The sequence below is a fragment of the Streptomyces sp. NBC_01635 genome, assembly GCF_045209715.1.
In the GTDB taxonomy this organism is placed as follows: domain Bacteria; phylum Actinomycetota; class Actinomycetes; order Streptomycetales; family Streptomycetaceae; genus Streptomyces; species Streptomyces hirsutus.
In genome coordinates this window covers 7004335-7021532 of the sequence record NZ_CP109277.1, presented here as the reverse complement: position 1 = coordinate 7021532, position 17198 = coordinate 7004335, and the positions used below count along the sequence as shown (strand labels likewise).

Genomic DNA, 17198 nt, shown 5'->3' with positions numbered 1-17198 from the left:
GCACCTGGGTGCGGCTCTCACGCGAGAAGTGACCCCCGGGTCCCGACACTTCCGTTTTGTGCCGCGAGGTCCAGCGGTTGATGGCAGCGGACCCTCACCGTCGGCATGCACCGCTCCGTCGCCGGCCACGACTGACCCGCTGTGGTCCAGCTGCCGGCCTACGCGCCCGGTCTCCACCCGGCCGAAGGCGTCCGGTCCGCGCTGCGGCGCACCACGTTGGCCGACCTGGCCTTCGCCGACCCCGGAGAACTGATCACCGCTGTCCGACGCGGCTTACGCCGGCTCCCGTACCGCCCCGACGTCCTCGACGGCTGCCTCACCGGCCTCCCTCAGCGCCGGCCACCATGACGACCTGCACATCCAAAGTCAGTAGATGACGGCTCCCCACCGTGTCGTCTCCGCGCACAACAGGCGGCGGCTTTCCGGAGGATCTCGCTGTCCTCCTTCAGCCGGGCAGTCTCCCGCCGCAGGCGCTTGAGTTCTTCCTTCTCCTCAGGGGCCATGCCGGCGTCGTCCCGCCGCCCGCGGGCTGGGCCCGTGCCCTGTCAACGCGGACCCGCATGCGCAGGGTCTCCAGAGGGATGCCCAGACTGTGGGCGATGCCGGTGAGGGGACGGTCCGTCGGGGGGGGGCGCTTATCCGGTGCTGCATCCGAGGGCGCGCGTCCGGGTGCCGGTGCCGTTCCTGATCTTCCCGCCGCTGCGGCTGCGGGCCCGGATCGTGCTCGGCCTGTGGTTCGTGCTGCAGGCGGTGCACTCGTCCGGCGCGGGCGTCACCGAGGCCGGGACGGTGGCGTACGCGGCGCATGTCGTGGGCTTCGTGGCCGGCATGCTGATCGCCTGGCCGCTGCGCCCCGGTACTCCCCCACCGCCGGAGCCGCGCGGCCTGCTGTTCGGCAGGCGGGCACGGCTCCGGCACCCGTGGTGAGCGCCCCGCGCGGTCAGCGGGCGGTGGCGGTGTGGACGTGGTCGACGAGGCGGGTCAGCGCGTCGGCGTCGGTGTTCGGCATGACACCGTGGCCCAGGTTGAAGATGTGGCCCTCGAGACCCTCGGCCGCGGCCAGCACCTCGCGGGTCTTCGCCTCCACCGCCTCCGTGCCGGCGAACAGCACGGTCGGGTCGAGGTTGCCCTGGAGCGCCTTGCCGGGGCCGACCCGGCGGGCGGCCTCGTCCAGCGGGACGCGCCAGTCGACGCCGACGACGTCCGCGCCGGCCTCGCCCATCAGGCCGAGGAGTTCGCCGGTGCCGACGCCGAAGTGGATGCGGGGGACGCCGTAGCCGGACACCGTGTCGAGGACCTTGGCCGAGGCGGGCAGCACCGAGCGCCGGTAGTCGGCCGGGGCGAGCGCGCCGGCCCAGGAGTCGAACAGCTGGACCGCGGAGGCGCCGGCCTCGATCTGCACGGTGAGGAAGGCGGCGGTGATGTCCGCGAGACGGTCGAGGAGGTCGGCCCAGAGCTCCGGGTCGCCGTACATCATCGCCTTGGCGTTCTCGTACGTGCGGGACGGGCCGCCCTCGACGAGGTAGCTGGCGAGGGTGAACGGGGCGCCCGCGAAGCCGATCAGCGGGGTGGAGCCGAGTTCCGCGGTCAGCAGACCGTACGCCTCGGTGACGTAGGAGACGTCCTCCGGGGTGAGGTCGCGCAACCGGGCCAGGTCGGCGCGGGTACGGAAGGGCTCCTCGACGACGGGGCCGATACCGGGCTTGATGTCGAGGTCGATCCCGATGGCCTTGAGGGGGACGACGATGTCGCTGAAGTAGATCGCCGCGTCGACGTTGTGCCGGCGCACCGGCTGGAGCGTGATCTCGGCGACGAGGTCGGGGCGCATGCAGGAGTCGAGCATCGCGATGCCCTCGCGCACCTTGCGGTACTCCGGCAATGAGCGGCCCGCCTGCCGCATGAACCACACCGGAGTGTGCGGCACCGGCTCACGCCGGCACGCCTTGAGGAAGGCACTGTCGTACGTCTGGGTCGGCTGCTTGCCCCGGGGGCTGACATTGGCACTCACCCGGCCAGTCTCGCATGGTCGGCCGACGGTCCCGCACCGCAGGTCACCCGGGCACCGCGACCCGCGCCACGCCGGGCACCGCGACCCGCGCCACGCCGGTGCGACACGATCCGGCCACCGTTGCCCGGCACGGGTGTCCCTCCCCACGCCGGGGCCCGCTTCCGCTTAACCTTCCCCGCATGGCTGCGGCTCAGGGACGACTGTCGGACGGCACGGGCGGAATGGACGAAGCGAAGGACACCGATGCGGATCTCGGGGGCGGGGGCACGGCCCCCCCGTTGCCCTTCCGGACCGCCGTCGAGGCGTTGCGGGGCGCGCGGCTCCGGCCGCAGATCGAAGCGGAGACCACCCCCGCGCCCAAACGGCTCGCCCCGTACGCGTACGCGCTGGAGGCGGCGGTCGTTGACGGCGACCAGGACCTGGCCGACGGCCGGCTGGTGCTGCTGCACGACCCGGCCGGGCACGATGCCTGGCGGGGCACCTTCCGGCTGGTGACGCTGGTGCGCGCGGAGCTGGAGCCGGAGATGGCGGCGGATCCACTGCTTCCGGAGGTGTGCTGGTCCTGGCTGACCGGTGCGCTCGAGGCACGCGGTCTGACGTACGGCGAGCCGAGCGGCACGGTCACGCGGGCGAGTTCGCACTACTTCGGCGGGCTGTCCGAGCGCCCTGCCGCCTCGCAGATCGAGATCCGTGCCTCGTGGACGCCGGGGGAGGGCGCGGGCGGGGTGCCGGACGCGGCCACGCATCTGATGTCGTGGTGCGATCTGCTGGCGCAGGTCGCCGGGCTGCCGCCGGCCGCTCCGGGGGACGCGTCGGTGGTGACGCTGCCTCAGCGCAGGGGACCGCAGTCACGCTGAGTCCGCCGCGCCGCTGAGCCCGCCGCGCCGCTGAGCCCGCCGCGCCGCTGAGCCCGCCGCGGGCACGGACCCTGCGGCCCCTGCCGTACCGAGCCCCTCGTGGGGCTCCCGGCGATCCTCCAGACCGGTCTTCGGACCGGTCTCTTTGTCGTTCCCGGGCCGTTCACGAGGCCGGTCACCGCTCCGGTCACCGAGCCGGTCGCCAAAGCGCTGACGAGCCGGTCTCTTTGTCGATCTCCCCAGTCGCCCCCTTGCCGATCTTCCCGAGATCTCTTTGACGACCTTTTTGGGGATCTCTTTGTCGATACGGCCACTTCCGGAAGCGTTGCGACGTGGACCGAAACCGTTCGATCTTCGAATGATCGACCGCGCGTCCGAATTGCACGGATTGTTACTCACTGGATCGTGATCATTCTCTAAAGGAGACCCCGTTTGTTGCCGAAGACGACTGTGACCTTGAAAGCACGGTTGAGCCCGGCTCCCCCACGAGCCGGCCCCGTCCCGCGCCCCCCAGGAGGCCTGGTGTCCGTTCTCCTCGAGCAGCCCGCAAGCCTGGTCGCCTACCGCCCGAACAAGCCGACCGCCATGGTGGTCGTGGCCGACCCCCGCGTCCGCTCCACCGTCACCCGCCATCTGTGGGCGCTCGGTGTACGCGACGTGATCGAGGCCTCGTCCGTCGCGGAGGCTCGTCCCCGCATCGGCAACCCCCGTGACATCTGCGTCGCCGACGTCCACCTGCCGGACGGTTCCGGCCTCACCCTCCTTTCGGAGACCCGGGCCGCAGGCTGGCCCAACGGCCTCGCCCTGTCCGCCGCCGACGACATCGGCGCCGTGCGCAACGCCCTCGCCGGCGGAGTGAAGGGCTACGTCGTCACCGGCACCCGTACCAACCTCGGGCTTCCCTCCCGCCCCGGCGCCGCCCCCTCGGCGGCGCCCGTCTGCACCGCCGCCCCCCGGGTGCCCCGAGCCACCCGGGCGGCTACCGCGAACTGTCCGGCCGTGAGGTCGAGGTGCTGCGGCTGGTGGCGGAAGGGCAGTCGAACAAGGCCATCGGCGTCTCGATGGGCCTGTCCGCGCTGACCGTCAAGAGTCACCTCGCCCGCATCGCCCGCAAGCTCGGTACGGGCGACCGCGCCGGGATGGTCGCGGTCGCCCTGCGCACCGGCATCATCCACTGACCCCTGCGGCACCGGCCTCCGCGGCCGTACCGCCCCCTTCCCCTCCTCCGCCCTTCCGCCCCTCCTCCCTTCCCCCTCCCCTCCGGGCCGCTTCCCCTCGGCCGGGCAGGCACCGGCCTGACTTGTTTGCGACCCTCTGGAGCCCGCCGCCGGAACGTTACGTCGGCGGGCCCCTTCGTGGCATGGATACTCTTGACAGGTGACCGACGCCCACGACACCGCAGCAGACAGTGCCCTGCGAACCACCGGAGGCGCTCCTCCGGACGACGACGGATCTTCTGCTACGGAGGCGCCGATCCCCTTGCTCGAACCGCGTGAGGGCATTCCGCCCGTGATCACGGACGACGCCGCGCTCGCCGAGGTGATCGCCGCCTTCGCCGCGGGCACCGGCCCCGTCGCCGTCGACGCCGAGCGGGCCTCCGGCTACCGCTACGGCCAACGCGCCTACCTCGTCCAACTGCGCCGCGAGGGCGCCGGGTCCGCACTGATCGACCCCGTCGCCTGCCCCGACCTGTCGGGCCTGGGCGAGGCCCTGTCGGGCGTCGAGTGGGTGCTGCACGCCGCCACGCAGGACCTGCCCTGTCTGCGCGAGATAGGGCTGCTGCCCACCCGCCTCTTCGACACCGAGCTGGCCGGCCGCCTCGCCGGCTTCCCCCGCGTCGGGCTCGGCGCGATGGTCGAGAACGTGCTCGGCTTCGTCCTGGAGAAGGGCCACTCCGCCGTCGACTGGTCCACCCGCCCCCTGCCCGAACCCTGGCTGCGGTATGCCGCCCTCGACGTCGAGCTCCTGGTCGACCTGCGGGACGCCCTGGAGAAGGAACTGGACCGGCAGGGCAAGCTGGAGTGGGCGTGGCAGGAGTTCGACGCGATCGCGTCCGCGCCGCCGCCGGAGCCCCGCAAGGACCCCTGGCGGCGCACCTCCGGCATGCACAAGGTGCGCCGGCGCCGGCAGATGGCCGTCGTCCGGGAGCTGTGGCAGACCCGGGACCGGATCGCGCAGCGCCGGGACATCTCCCCGGGCAAGGTGCTCTCCGACACGGCCATCGTCGAGGCCGCTCTCGCCCTGCCGGCCGACGCGCACGCCCTGGCCGCGCTGAACGGGTTCGGGCCGCGGGCGGGGCGGCGTCAGCTGGAGCAGTGGCAGGCGGCCGTGGACCGGGCGCGGGCACTGAGCGAGGCGCAGTTGCCGCAGCCCGGTCAGCCGGTGACCGGTCCCCCGCCGCCGCGCGCCTGGGCGGACAAGGACCCGGTCGCCGCCGCCCGGCTGTCCGCGGCCCGCGCGGGAGTGAGCGCGCTCGCCGAGCGACTGAACATGCCGCAGGAGAACCTGATCACCCCGGACACGGTACGGAGGGTGTGCTGGGAACCTCCGCAGCCCGCCGGTCCGGAGTCCGTCGCCGCCACGCTGGCGGGATACGGGGCGCGGCCGTGGCAGGTGGAGCAGGTGACACCGGTCCTCGTCGCCGCGCTGGCCTCCGGCGGTTCCGAAGTCGTCTGAGCGCGGTGGGACCTGCCGGTCCGGCCGTCCGCGACGGTGCCGTTCCCCTGGTCTACTTCGTCGCCCCCCTCATGAAGCCGTTGTAGATGAAGCGCTGGAGGGTCAGGAAGACGATCAGGGTGGGGAGGATGACCAGGATCGCGCCTGCCGAGATGGTCTCCCAGTGGGCTCCGAAGGGGCCCTTGAAGCGGAACAGGGACGTCGAGATCACGCCAAGATCCTCGGAGGGCATGTAGAGGAAGGGGATGTAGAAGTCGTTGTAGACGTTGATCCCCTTCACGATGACCACCGTCGCGATCGCCGGTCTGAGGAGCGGGAGGATCACCTTCCGGTAGACCGTGAACGCGTTGGCGCCGTCCAGCCGTGCCGCCTCGTCCAGGGAGACGGGGATGGAGCGGATGAACTGCAGGAAGATGTAGATCGACACGATGTCCGTGCCCATGTAGAGGGCGATCGGCGCCCACAGGCTGTCGAACATGCCGAAGCTGTCGACGATCTGGAAGGTCGCCACCTGGGTGGTCACGCCGGGGACGAGCGCGGCGAGCAGGAACAGGGCGACGACCGGTTTCCGGAAGCGGAAGGCGAAGCGGTCGATCGCGTACGCCGTCATCGAACCGATGAGGACGGTGCCGCCGACGGCGACGACCAGGATGACCGCCGTGTTGCCGAAGGCGGAGAGCATCCGGCCGTCCTGGAAGGCGGTGACGTAGTTGCCGAGGTTCAGTGGGTTGTCGGGCAGGGCGAGCGCTCCGCTGCCGCCCGCCATCTCCTCCGAGGTCTTCAGCGAGGTCAGGAGAACCACCGTCAGCGGCAGCAGGACGACCAGTGCGGCGAGGACGAGGGTCAGGTACATGAGCGACCGGGCCACGGTACGGCGGGTCATACCAGGTCCACCTTGTCGTCGGGGACGATCCGGCGCTGCACCCAGGTGACCGCCAGGACGATCAGGAGCAGGACGACGGCGGCGGCCGAGGCGAGCCCCGTCTTGTTGAACTGGAACGCGAGCTTCACCGTCTGGATGACGAAGGTCTCGGTGCCGGTGGCGCCGCCGGTCATGATGTACGGGATCTCGAAGACCGACAGGGAACCGGAGACGGAGAGGATCACGCTCAGGCCCAGGATGGGTCTGATGCCGGGCGCGATGATGTACCGGAACTGCTGCCGGCGGGTCGCGCCGTCGATTTCGGCCGCCTCGTACAGCTCGCCGGGGATGGACTGGATCGCGCCGAGGAACAGCACGAAGTTCAGGCCCAGATGGCGCCAGACGGACACGCCGGCCAGCGAGGTGTTCGCGGAGAACGGGGTGCCCAGCCAGGCGTGGCCGGTGTCGACGCCGAACAGCCCGAGCACCGAGTCGAGAGTGCCGCCGTCCTGGAAGAAGTAGAGGAAGACGAAGCCGATCGCCACCCCGTTGATCAGGTACGGGAAGAACAGCACGCCCTTGAAGAAGTTCCGGAAGCGGACGTCGAAGCTGAGGACCGTGGCGAAGTAGAGGGCGGCGGCGATCTGCAGCACGGAGGCGACGAGGTAGTAGCCGCTGACGAAGAACACCTCGAACAGTTCGGGCCGGGTGAAGAGTTCGGTGTAGTTCTCGGTGCCCGTCCAGCTCAGTTCGGGGCTCACCCCGTCCCAGTCGGTGAAGCTGTAGGCGACCATGTTGGCGAGCGGCGCGTAGGTGAAGGTGAGCAGCAGGGCGAGCGGCGCGATCAGGAACAGCCAGGGGGTGACGCGCCGCCACAGCCGGGCGCCGCGCGGGGCAGGGGCCGCGGCCGGCCCGGCGGACGCGTCCGGGGGTGCCGGCCGCGCCGCCGGGGCGGCGGTGTCCGCCATCAGGACCCCAGGGAGGTACGCGCCTCGGCCCAGCGTGCGCCGAGGTCGCCGAGGAAGTCGTCCAGGCCGCCCTTGCGCGCTCCGCGGGCCAGGTCGACGAGGTCCTGGCGGTAGTCGGGCTTGTAGATGCCGACCTCGGAGTTGTTGTCGATGGACTTGACCTCGGCGCCCTTGGTGTCGTCGAGGTCGATCAGTTCGACGCCCGCGTCCTGGTAGGGCCGGAGGATCTCGGGCAGGGGGTCGTCCTTCAGCGGGGACAGGGCGAGGTTGGCCTGCGCGTAGCCGGACTCGTCGGTGAACCAGTCGATCCAGGCGCGGGCGGCGGCCTTGTGGTCGGAGTGGACGTTGACGGCCTGCTGGTAGTCGGGAGAGGTCACCGCGCAGAAGGCGCCGTCCTGTTGGGCGGGGAAGGGCATGAAGCCGATGTCGTCGGGGTCGGTGCCGGCCTGCTTCGCGGCTTCCCGCATCTGGACGACGGCCCAGGAGCCGAGCCACATGGTGGCGATCTCGCCCTTGGCCAGCTTCGGTTTGGACGCCTCCCAGTTGGTGGTGGTCGGGTCCTTCTCGGCGAGGCCGCCGCGCACGATGTCGTGGAGCAGGGTGTCGGCGACGCGCAGGTCGGCGCCGTCGGCCCACGGGTCCCCCTCGGCGAGCTTCGTGGTGGCGCCGGTGTCGCAGCTGACCGAGCCGTTGACGTTGGTCCACTGGGTCAGCGGCCACATGTCCTTGAAGTTGGTGTAGTACGGGACGGCGTCGGTCCGGGACTTGACGGCCTTCAGGTCGTCGAGGAACCGGGCGGGGGTGGTGGGCCAGTCGGTGACGCCGGCCCGCTCCCATACCTTCTTGTTGTAGAGGAATCCGGGGACCACGCCGATCGGGCTCTGGCCGTAGACCTTGCCGTCGACGGTGGAGTAGTCGGTGAAGCGGTACTTCTCGCTCAGTTCGGCCCGGCTGCCCAGCGAGGCGAAGAACTTCGGGTAGTCCTTCTTCTCGATGACGGCGGGGATCATGAGGACGTCGCCGTAGTTCTCGGTGTTCATCCGGATCTTGACCTCGCCCTCGTAGTCGGTGAGGGCGTCGAACTCGACCTTCACGCCGGGGTGGGTCTTGTGGAACTCGGCGGCGTAGGCCTCCATCGTGCCGTCCTGCACCAGATCGGTCCGGTGGGTGAGGACGGTGATGGATCCCTTGGCCTCGGACGGGTCGTCGGGCGCCTCGGCGTCCGCGCCCCGGGAACTGCCCCCGCTGCCGGTGCAGGCGGAGGCCAGGAGGGCGAGGACGGCGATCGATCCGGTGAGCACAGTGCGGCGGTTCATGAGGACCAGCTCCGTTCGAGGACACGGGACCCGACATGAGTCAGTTGGCTGGTTCGGCACTCTGACAGCCGCTACTAAACCGGTAAAGCCATAATTGCGCCAAGGATACGAGGGCGCCTACGAGTTATCGGGTCAACCGGTCTAGAAGCATGGCGGCCGATCGGGCCGGAGAAGGGGCCGGGGGTGCGCCCGCCGCGAGGCCGGGCCGTGCCGCCCACCGTCCACCGGCCCCTCACCACCGGGCCGGTCCGGACACGCCTCGCGGCAGGCGGGGGCGGCGCGGACACCGTTCGGGAACATGCGCGCCGGGGCCCGGATTCACGTCCCGTACCGGCCCCGGTCCGCGCCGCGCCGTACGACGACTCCCCCGGAGGTGTGACCTTCACCGCTCGGAGGCGTAGGACTGGGCAGCTACATTACCCACAAGTAGCATAGGCTCTGAGCGCGCGCTCAGCGCAACGCAGCAGTGCCATCCCGCACCCTGGAGGAGAGCCATCGTGCCTCGTACCGTCAGGGACGTCGTCTTCGTCGACGGCGTCCGCACCCCGTTCGGCAAGGCGGGCCCGAAGGGCATCTACCACGAGACCCGGGCCGACGATCTCGTGGTGAAGGCGATCCGGGAGCTGCTGCGCCGCAACCCCGGACTCGACCCGAAGAAGATCGACGAGGTCGCCATCGCCGCGACCACGCAGATCGGCGACCAGGGCCTGACCATCGGCCGCACCGCCGGCATCCTCGCCGGCCTGCCCACCTCGGTCCCGGGCTACTCCATCGACCGCATGTGCGCGGGCGCCCTGACCGCCGTGACCGCGGTGGCCGGCTCCGTCGCCTTCGGCGCGTACGAGGTGGCCGTCGCGGGCGGTGTCGAGCACATGGGCCGCCACCCGATGGGCGAGGGCGTCGACCCCAACCCGCGCTTCGTGAGCGAGAAGCTGGTCGACGAGTCCGCCCTGTTCATGGGGATGACGGCGGAGAACCTGCACGACCGCTACCCGACGATCACCAAGCAGCGCGCCGACGAGTACGCGGTCCGCTCGCAGGAGAAGGCCGCCAAGGCGTACGCCGACGGCAAGATCCAGGCCGACCTGGTGCCGGTCTCGGTGCGCCGCACCGCTGTGCCCGACAGCGGCTCCGCCGCGGGGGAGGCCGGTGAGACGGGCTGGGGCCTGGTCACCGCCGACGAGCCGATGCGCCCGGGCACCACCCTGGAGAACCTGGCCGGCCTCAAGACGCCGTTCCGCGTCCACGGCCGGGTCACCGCCGGTAACGCGGCCGGCCTGAACGACGGCGCCACCGCCTCGCTCATCGCCTCCGAGGACTTCGCCCGCGAGAACGGGCTGCCGGTCAAGATGCGCCTGGTCTCCTACTCCTTCGCGGGTGTGGAGCCGGAGGTCATGGGCTACGGCCCGATCCCGGCGACGGAGAAGGCACTGGCCCAGGCGGGCCTGTCCATCTCCGACATCGGTCTGTTCGAGATCAACGAGGCCTTCGCCGTCCAGGTGCTGGCCTTCCTGGAGCACTACGGCATCGCCGACGACGACGCGCGCGTCAACCAGTACGGCGGCGCCATCGCCTTCGGCCACCCGCTGGCCTCCTCCGGCGTCCGTCTGATGACGCAGCTGGCCCGCCAGTTCGAGGAGCAGCCGCACGTCCGCTACGGCCTGACCACCATGTGCGTCGGCTTCGGCATGGGCGCGACGGTCATCTGGGAAAACCCGCACTTCGAGGGGGACAAGTGAGCACCACCGCAGAACTGTTGAAGGGCGCGGCCGCGCTCTTCCCGGACGAGGTCGTCACGACGGCCCACGTACGCCACTTCGAACTGCCCTTGGGCGCCGGGCGCTTCGCGCTCATCACCCTGGACAACGGTCTTGACCACACCAAGCCGACCACCTTCGGCCCGCAGTCGCTGGCGAACCTGGACGCCGCCATCGACCAGGTCGAGAAGGAGGCCGCGGACGGCACGATCGTCGGCGTCGGCATCACCGGCAAGCCCTTCATCTTCGCCGTCGGCGCCGACCTCAAGGGCGTCGAGCAGCTGAAGGAGTGGGACGACGCCCACGCCATCGGCAAGGGCGGCCACGACGTCTTCAAGCGGCTCTCGAAGCTCGCCGTCCCCACCTTCGCGTACTACAACGGCGCGGCCATGGGCGGCGGCGTCGAGGTCGGCCTGCACTGCGCCTACCGCACGGTGTCCTCGGCCATCCCCGCCTTCTCCCTGCCCGAGGTCTTCCTCGGCCTGGTCCCCGGCTGGGGCGGCTGCGCGCTGCTGCCGAACCTGATCGGCGCCGAGAAGGCCGTCTCGGTGATCATCGAGAACAGCCTCAACCAGAACAAGCAGCTCAAGGGCGAGCAGGTCTACGCACTCGGCATCGCGGACGCGATCTTCGAGGGCGCGGACTTCCTGGAGCAGTCGCTGATCTGGACGGCGGCCGTCCTCAAGGGCGAGATCGTCGTCGACCGTCCGGTGATCGACCGCGGCGAGGCCTGGGACCAGGCCGTCGCCAAGGGCCGGTTCATCGCCGACTCCAAGGTGCACGGCGCCGCCCCGGCCGCCTACCGCGCCCTGGACATCATCGCCGCCGCCAAGAACGGCGACCTCCAGCAGGGTTACGACGCCGAGGACAAGGCGCTCGCCGACCTGATCATGGGCGGTGAACTGCGCTCCGGTCTCTACGCGTTCAACCTGGTGCAGAAGCGCGCCAAGCGCCCGGCCGGTGCCCCGGACAAGAACCTGGCCCGCCCGGTCACCAAGGTCGGCGTCGTCGGCGCCGGTCTGATGGCCTCGCAGCTCGCGCTGCTGTTCCTGCGCCGCCTCGAGGTGCCGGTCGTCCTGACCGACATCGACCAGGAGCGCATCGACAAGGGTGTGGGCTACGTCCACGCCGAGATCGACAAGCTGCTCGGCAAGGGCCGGATCAACCAGGACAAGGCCAACCGCCTCAAGGCGCTGGTCACCGGTGTGCTGGACAAGGCCGAGGGCTTCGCGGACGCCGACTTCGTCATCGAAGCGGTCTTCGAGGAGATGGGCGTCAAGCAGCAGGTGTTCGCCGAGGTCGAGGCGGTCGCCCCGGCGCACGCGATCCTCGCCACCAACACCTCCTCGCTGTCGGTCTCGGAGATGGCGTCGAAGCTGAAGAACCCCGAGCGGGTCGTCGGCTTCCACTTCTTCAACCCGGTCGCGATCCTGCCGCTGCTCGAGATCGTCCGCGGCGAGCAGACCGACGACGCCTCGCTGGCGACGGCGTTCGGCGTGGCCCGGAAGCTGAAGAAGACCGCGGTGCTCGTCAAGGACGCCCCGGCGTTCGTCGTGAACCGCATCCTGACCCGCTTCATGGGCGAGATCCAGAACGTCATCGACGAGGGCACCCCGGTCGAGACCGCGGAGAAGGCCGTCGAGCCGCTCGGTCTGCCGATGTCCCCGCTGGTTCTCCTCGAGCTGGTCGGCCCGGCGATCGGTCTGCACGTCTCCGAGACGCTCAACCGGTCCTTCCCGGACCGCTTCACCGTCTCGCCGAACCTCAAGGCGGTCGTCGGGGCCGGCAAGCGCGGCTTCTACGTCTACGACAGCGGCAGGCCGGAGCTGGACCCCGAGGTCGCCGCCCTGCTCGAGCAGGGCGACACCGTCCTCACCGAGGAGCAGGTGCGGGCCCGGGTGCTCGACGCGGTGGCGCAGGAGATCGGGCTGATGCTCGACGAGGGCGTCGTCGCCGAGGCCCAGGACATCGACCTGTGCCTGATCACCGGCGCCGGCTGGCCCTTCCACCTGGGCGGCATCACGCCGTACCTGGACCGCGAGGGCGTCTCCGAGCGCGTCAACGGCAAGCGGTTCCTGGCCCCGGGCGTGGCAAGCGTCCCCGCCTGACCGGCAGGCCCTGACAGGGGCGGGCCGCACGGGAACGATCCGTGCGGCCCGCCCCCTTTTCGTGCCGTGGGAACCTGGCCGCATGGAGAACAGCGCCGCCCTGCTCGTGATCGTCGACGCCGCGAATGTCGTCGGATCGGTGCCCGACGGGTGGTGGCGGGACCGCCGGGGCGCCGCGGAGCGGCTGCGGGACCGGTTGGCGGAGCGTGGGCTCCCGGGCCGTACGGGCCCGGCGGAGATCGTCCTGGTGGTGGAGGGCGCCGCGCGGGGCGTGGAGTCGGTGCCGGGAGTGCGGGTGGAGTCGGCGCCGGGCAGCGGCGACGACCACATGGTCGGCCTGGTGGCCGGCGCGGGTGAGCGGCCGGTCCTGGTCGTCACCGCCGACCGCGAACTGCGGCGCCGGGTGACCGCCCTCGGCGCGACGGTGGCCGGCCCCCGGACCGTCCACCCCTGATCCAGTGATCCAGCCCGCCGTCCCGCTGGCGGGCCCTCTACGGCCCCGTGGGCGCACGTGCACGGGGTCCGCACGGAGCGCTGGGGGCCCGCACGGGGCCGAGGGGTCGCACAGGGCCGGGGCGGGAGCCGGCGGCGCTACCGGGAGGCCGGGCCCGACGGTTCGGCGGGCTCGACGGGGCCGGCTCCCTCGCCTCGGCCCAGGCGGCTGTGGCTGCGGCTGTAGAGGAAGTAGACGACGATGCCGATCACCATCCAGAGGGCGAACCGCAGCCAGGTCTCGGCGGGCAGGTTCAGCATCAGCCACAGCGAGGCGGCGACCGACAGGATCGGCAGGAACGGTACCCACGGGGTGCGGAAGGCCCGCGGCAGGTCGGGGCGGGTCCGGCGCAGGATGATCACGCTGAGCGCGACGATGACGAAGGCGAACAGCGTGCCGATGTTCACCAGTTCGGCGAGTTCCGTCAGCGGGGTGAAGCCCGCCAGGACCGCGATGACGACGCCGAGCAGGATGGTCGGCCGGTGCGGGGTCCTGAAGCGGGGGTGGACGCGGGAGAAGAAGCGGGGCAGCAGCCCGTCCCGGCTCATCGCGAAGAACACCCGGGTCTGGCCGAGCAGCAGGATCATGCAGACGACCGTCAGGCCGACGGCGGCGCCGAAGCTGATGAAGCCCGCGTACCAGGGATGCCCGGTGGCCTTGAAGGCGTCCGCGAGCGGGGCGTCCACGGACAGCTCGCTGTAGTGCTGCATGCCGGTGACGACGATCGACACGGCGACGTACAGCACGGTGCAGATGAACAGGGAGCCGAGGATGCCGCGGGGCATGTCCCGCTGCGGGTTCCTGGTCTCCTCGGCGGCGGTGGCGACGATGTCGAAGCCGATGAAGGCGAAGAAGACCACCGAGGCCGCGGTGAAGATGCCCATCACGCCGAAGTCGGCCGGCGCCCAGCCGAACATCAGCTGGATGAGGGGTGAGTGGAGGCCGTCACCGGCCGCGACGGGCTTCGCCTCGGGAATGAACGGGGTGTAGTTGTCGGTGGTGATGAAGAAGGCGCCGGCGACGATGACGACCAGGACGACGGCCAGCTTGATGGCGACGACGACCGTGGTGACCCGGGCGGACAGCTTCATGCCGAGGACGAGAATGGCGGTGAGGACCAGCACCAGGGCGGCGGCGAGGATGTCGAAGCCGAAGACCTCGGCGCCGTCCCGGACACCGAGCGAGGCGGGCAGCTGCCAGCCCGCGTTGTCCAGCAGCGAGTGGATGTACCCGGACCAGCCGACGGCCACCACCGCGGTGCCGAGCGCGAACTCCAGCACCAGGTCCCAGCCGATGATCCACGCGGGCAATTCGCCCAGGGACGCGTACGCGAAGGTGTAGGCGGAGCCCGCCACCGGGACGGTGGAGGCGAACTCTGCGTAGCAGAGCGCGGCGAGCGCGCAGACGACGCCGGCCACCACGAAGGCCAGGGCCACCGACGGTCCGGCGTTGTTCTTGGCGACCGTCCCGGTGAGGACGAAGATGCCGGTGCCGATGATGACACCGACGCCGAAGACGGTCAGATCCAGCGCGGACAAGGACTTCTTGAGCGCGTGCTCCGGTTCCTCGGTGTCACGGATGGACTGCTCGACCTTCTTCGTCCGGAAGAGGGTGCTGCTCACGGGTACCTCCCACGCTGTGTCGTCCCCGACATGATCGAGAGGGGGCCTGGGTCTGCCTGACACATACCCGTCGTCCGCCCGGAGGGCGGGCTCAGCGGCGTCCGGTGCGTGCGATCGCAAGGCGCCGGAGCGTCCTCGTGGCGGAGCCACGTGGACGTTTCGGCAACGCGACGAGCATGCGTGCCGGACGCCGCTGAGCAGGCGGTACGTGTCAGGCAGACCCTAAACCGTGTGCCCCGGCACGGGCCCCTTCACGCGAACGGGTCGCCCGCACCACTCTTCACAGTGGCACAGGCGACCCGTTCGGGCGTATCGGCGGGAGGTGTCGGTTCAGTCGCGGGCCGGTTCCACCGATTCGGCGGCGGAGCGCGCGTATCCGCCGTCCAGCTTCGAGACCAGGCCGGTGACCTGGCGGGCGATGTCGGGAGCGGTGAGGCCGATCTCCGCCATCACCTCGGCGCGCGAGGCGTGGTCGAGGAAGCGCGGCGGGATGCCGAAGTCGCGCAGCGGCAGGTCGACGCCCGCGTCGCGCAGGGCCTGCGCGATCGTCGAACCGACCCCGCCGACGCGGGAGTTGTCCTCGACGGTGACGACGACGCGGTGCTTCTCGGCGAGCGGGGCCATGGCCTCGTCGACGGGCTTGACCCAGCGCGGGTCGACGACGGTGGTGGAGATGCCCTGCCGGTCGAGCAGGCCGGCGATCTCCAGGCACATCGGCGCGAGGGCGCCCACGGAGACCAGCAGCACGTCCGGGGTGTCGGTGCCGGGCTCGCGCAGGACGTCCATGCCGCCCACGCGGCCCACGGCCGGTACGGCGGGCCCGACGGCGCCCTTGGAGAAGCGGACCACGGTCGGCGCGTCGGTGACCTCGACGGCCTCGCGGAGCTGGGCGCGGACCTGGTCGGCGTCGCGCGGGGCGGCCAGCCGCAGGCCGGGGACGACCTGGAGGATCGACATGTCCCACATGCCGTTGTGGGAGGCGCCGTCGGTGCCGGTGATGCCGGCCCGGTCCAGGACGAAGGTGACGCCGCACTTGTGCAGGGCCACGTCCATCAGCACCTGGTCGAAGGCGCGGTTGAGGAAGGTGGCGTACACGGCGAAGACGGGGTGGACCCCGCCGTGGGCCAGGCCCGCCGCGGAGACGGCGCCGTGCTGCTCGGCGATGCCGACGTCGTAGACCCGGTCGGGGAACCGCTTGGCGAACCTGTCGAGGCCGACGGGCTGGAGCATGGCCGCGGTGATGGCGACGACGTCCTCGCGCTCCTCGCCGAGCTTGACCATCTCCTCGCCGAAGACGGACGTCCAGTCGGCGCCGGAGGAGGCGATCGGCAGGCCCGTGTCGGGGTGGATCTTGCCGACGGCGTGGAAGCGGTCCGCCTCGTCCGCCAGGGCGGGCTGGTAGCCGCGGCCCTTCTCGGTGAGGCAGTGCACGATCACGGGGCCGCCGAAGCCCTTGGCGCGGGTGAGGGCGGACTCCAGGGCCTCGATGTCGTGGCCGTCGATGGGGCCCACGTACTTCAGGCCCAGGTCCTCGAACATGCCCTGCGGGGCGATGAAGTCCTTCAGGCCCTTCTTGGCGCCGTGCAGGGTGCCGTAGAGCGGCCGGCCGACGACCGGGGTGCGCTCCAGGAGGTCCTTGGTGCGGGTCAGGAAGCGCTCGTAGCCGTCGGTGGTACGCAGGGTGGCCAGATGGTTGGCGAGGCCGCCGATGGTGGGCGAGTAGGAGCGCTCGTTGTCGTTGACGACGATGACGAGCGGGCGGTCCTTGGCGTCGGCGATGTTGTTCAGCGCCTCCCAGGCCATGCCGCCGGTGAGGGCGCCGTCGCCGATGACGGCGACGACGTGGTCCCCGGTCTTCCTCAGCTGGTTGGCCTTGGCGAGGCCGTCGGCCCAGCCGAGGACGGTGGAGGCGTGGCTGTTCTCGATGACGTCGTGCTCGGACTCGGCCTGCGAGGGGTAGCCGGAGAGGCCGCCCTTCATCTTCAGCTTGGAGAAGTCCTGCCGGCCGGTCAGCAGTTTGTGCACGTAGGACTGGTGTCCGGTGTCCCAGAGCACTTTGTCCCTGGGGGATTCGAAGACGCGGTGCAGGGCGAGGGTGAGTTCCACCACGCCCAGGTTGGGGCCGAGGTGGCCACCGGTCTTGGAGACCGCCTCGACGAGGAAGGTCCGGATCTCCTCGGCCAGCCGGTCCAGCTCCTCCAGGGTGAGCCGGTCCAGATCGCGCGGTCCCCTGATACGGGTCAGCAGCGGCACCCGTGCCTCCTTGCAGTAGAGCTGATCGAGCTGTTGCCGGGCTCGTCGAGTCTAATGTTCCGGTCGGGCGCCCTGCGCCCGGGCGGTGCTTCGTAGGTCACGCCCTCGGCCTTACCCGTGATCGGCCCGCGCTACGGCACGTTCCGCGGCACGCCTGTGCCCGGTACCGCGCGGGTACCGGGCACAGGCGTGCTTCGCGGACGGTGCCGCTGCGGGAGGTGCTGGGGCCTCTCGTTCGGATCAGGCCGGGCTCGCGGGGTCCGGCCCGATCCAGACGA

General features: G+C 71.0%; 12 protein-coding genes and 2 pseudogenes. 8 read left to right on the top strand and 6 right to left on the bottom strand.

Annotated features, from left to right (window positions below):
• Positions 1-141 precede the first annotated feature (141 nt).
• On the top strand, positions 142-348 hold the full coding sequence (locus tag OHB56_RS32550; protein WP_406357163.1) for a hypothetical protein: 207 nt from the start codon (positions 142-144) through the stop codon (positions 346-348).
• A 282-nt stretch (positions 349-630) separates the two neighbouring features.
• Positions 631-927, top strand: a pseudogene (locus tag OHB56_RS32545) (rhomboid family intramembrane serine protease); the annotation flags it as partial.
• Between the two features lie 13 nt (positions 928-940).
• On the opposite strand, the gene hemE reads toward OHB56_RS32545, so the two are convergent.
• The gene (hemE, locus tag OHB56_RS32540) at positions 941-2008 is read right to left on the bottom strand and encodes a uroporphyrinogen decarboxylase (protein WP_326755453.1); all 1068 of its coding nucleotides are present in this window, start codon (positions 2006-2008) and stop codon (positions 941-943) included.
• A 179-nt stretch (positions 2009-2187) separates the two neighbouring features.
• On the opposite strand from hemE, the gene OHB56_RS32535 reads away from it, so the two are divergent.
• The 3 genes and pseudogenes from OHB56_RS32535 (at position 2188) to OHB56_RS32525 (ending at position 5541) form a co-directional block, all read left to right on the top strand.
• Positions 2188-2865, top strand: a complete 678-nt coding sequence (locus tag OHB56_RS32535; protein WP_326755452.1) for a DUF3000 domain-containing protein — start codon at positions 2188-2190, stop codon at positions 2863-2865.
• 522 nt (positions 2866-3387) lie between these two features.
• Positions 3388-4043 (top strand): annotated as a pseudogene (locus OHB56_RS32530) (LuxR C-terminal-related transcriptional regulator).
• A gap of 199 nt (positions 4044-4242) precedes the next feature.
• Complete coding sequence (locus OHB56_RS32525; RefSeq protein WP_406357161.1) at positions 4243-5541, top strand: ribonuclease D; 1299 nt, start codon at positions 4243-4245, stop codon at positions 5539-5541.
• A gap of 52 nt (positions 5542-5593) precedes the next feature.
• On the opposite strand, the gene OHB56_RS32520 is transcribed toward OHB56_RS32525, so the two are convergent.
• From OHB56_RS32520 to OHB56_RS32510, 3 genes are read right to left on the bottom strand one after another with little or no spacing between them, the layout of a single operon-like run.
• Complete coding sequence (locus OHB56_RS32520) at positions 5594-6424, bottom strand: carbohydrate ABC transporter permease (protein WP_360040279.1); 831 nt, start codon at positions 6422-6424, stop codon at positions 5594-5596.
• On the bottom strand, positions 6421-7371 hold the full coding sequence (locus OHB56_RS32515; RefSeq protein WP_406357159.1) for a carbohydrate ABC transporter permease: 951 nt from the start codon (positions 7369-7371) through the stop codon (positions 6421-6423). The genes OHB56_RS32520 and OHB56_RS32515 overlap by 4 nt, the downstream gene beginning before the upstream one ends.
• Positions 7371-8687 (bottom strand): ABC transporter substrate-binding protein, encoded by a 1317-nt coding sequence (locus OHB56_RS32510; protein ID WP_406357157.1) that lies wholly within the window; start codon positions 8685-8687, stop codon positions 7371-7373. Before OHB56_RS32510 ends, OHB56_RS32515 begins: the two co-directional genes overlap by 1 nt.
• Positions 8688-9184: 497 nt before the next feature.
• On the opposite strand from OHB56_RS32510, the gene OHB56_RS32505 reads away from it, so the two are divergent.
• The 3 genes from OHB56_RS32505 to OHB56_RS32495 all read left to right on the top strand — a co-directional run bounded on the left by OHB56_RS32505 (position 9185) and on the right by OHB56_RS32495 (position 13006).
• Positions 9185-10426: an acetyl-CoA C-acyltransferase gene (locus OHB56_RS32505; RefSeq protein ID WP_326755447.1), complete on the top strand. Its 1242-nt coding sequence runs from the start codon at positions 9185-9187 to the stop codon at positions 10424-10426.
• Positions 10423-12552 carry a 3-hydroxyacyl-CoA dehydrogenase NAD-binding domain-containing protein gene (locus OHB56_RS32500; RefSeq protein ID WP_326755446.1) on the top strand — a complete coding sequence of 710 codons (2130 nt, stop codon included), beginning with the start codon at positions 10423-10425 and terminating at the stop codon, positions 12550-12552. Before OHB56_RS32505 ends, OHB56_RS32500 begins: the two co-directional genes overlap by 4 nt.
• Positions 12553-12634: 82 nt before the next feature.
• Positions 12635-13006 (top strand): NTP pyrophosphohydrolase, encoded by a 372-nt coding sequence (locus OHB56_RS32495; RefSeq protein ID WP_388436217.1) that lies wholly within the window; start codon positions 12635-12637, stop codon positions 13004-13006.
• 137 nt (positions 13007-13143) lie between these two features.
• Here OHB56_RS32495 and OHB56_RS32490 read toward each other — a convergent pair whose 3' ends face one another.
• Together OHB56_RS32490 and dxs are read right to left on the bottom strand one after the other, a co-directional pair.
• Positions 13144-14667, bottom strand: a complete 1524-nt coding sequence (locus OHB56_RS32490) for an amino acid permease (protein WP_326755444.1) — start codon at positions 14665-14667, stop codon at positions 13144-13146.
• A 330-nt stretch (positions 14668-14997) separates the two neighbouring features.
• The gene (gene dxs, locus OHB56_RS32485) at positions 14998-16920 is read right to left on the bottom strand and encodes a 1-deoxy-D-xylulose-5-phosphate synthase (RefSeq protein ID WP_326755443.1); all 1923 of its coding nucleotides are present in this window, start codon (positions 16918-16920) and stop codon (positions 14998-15000) included.
• Between the last annotated feature and the right edge of the window lie 278 nt (positions 16921-17198).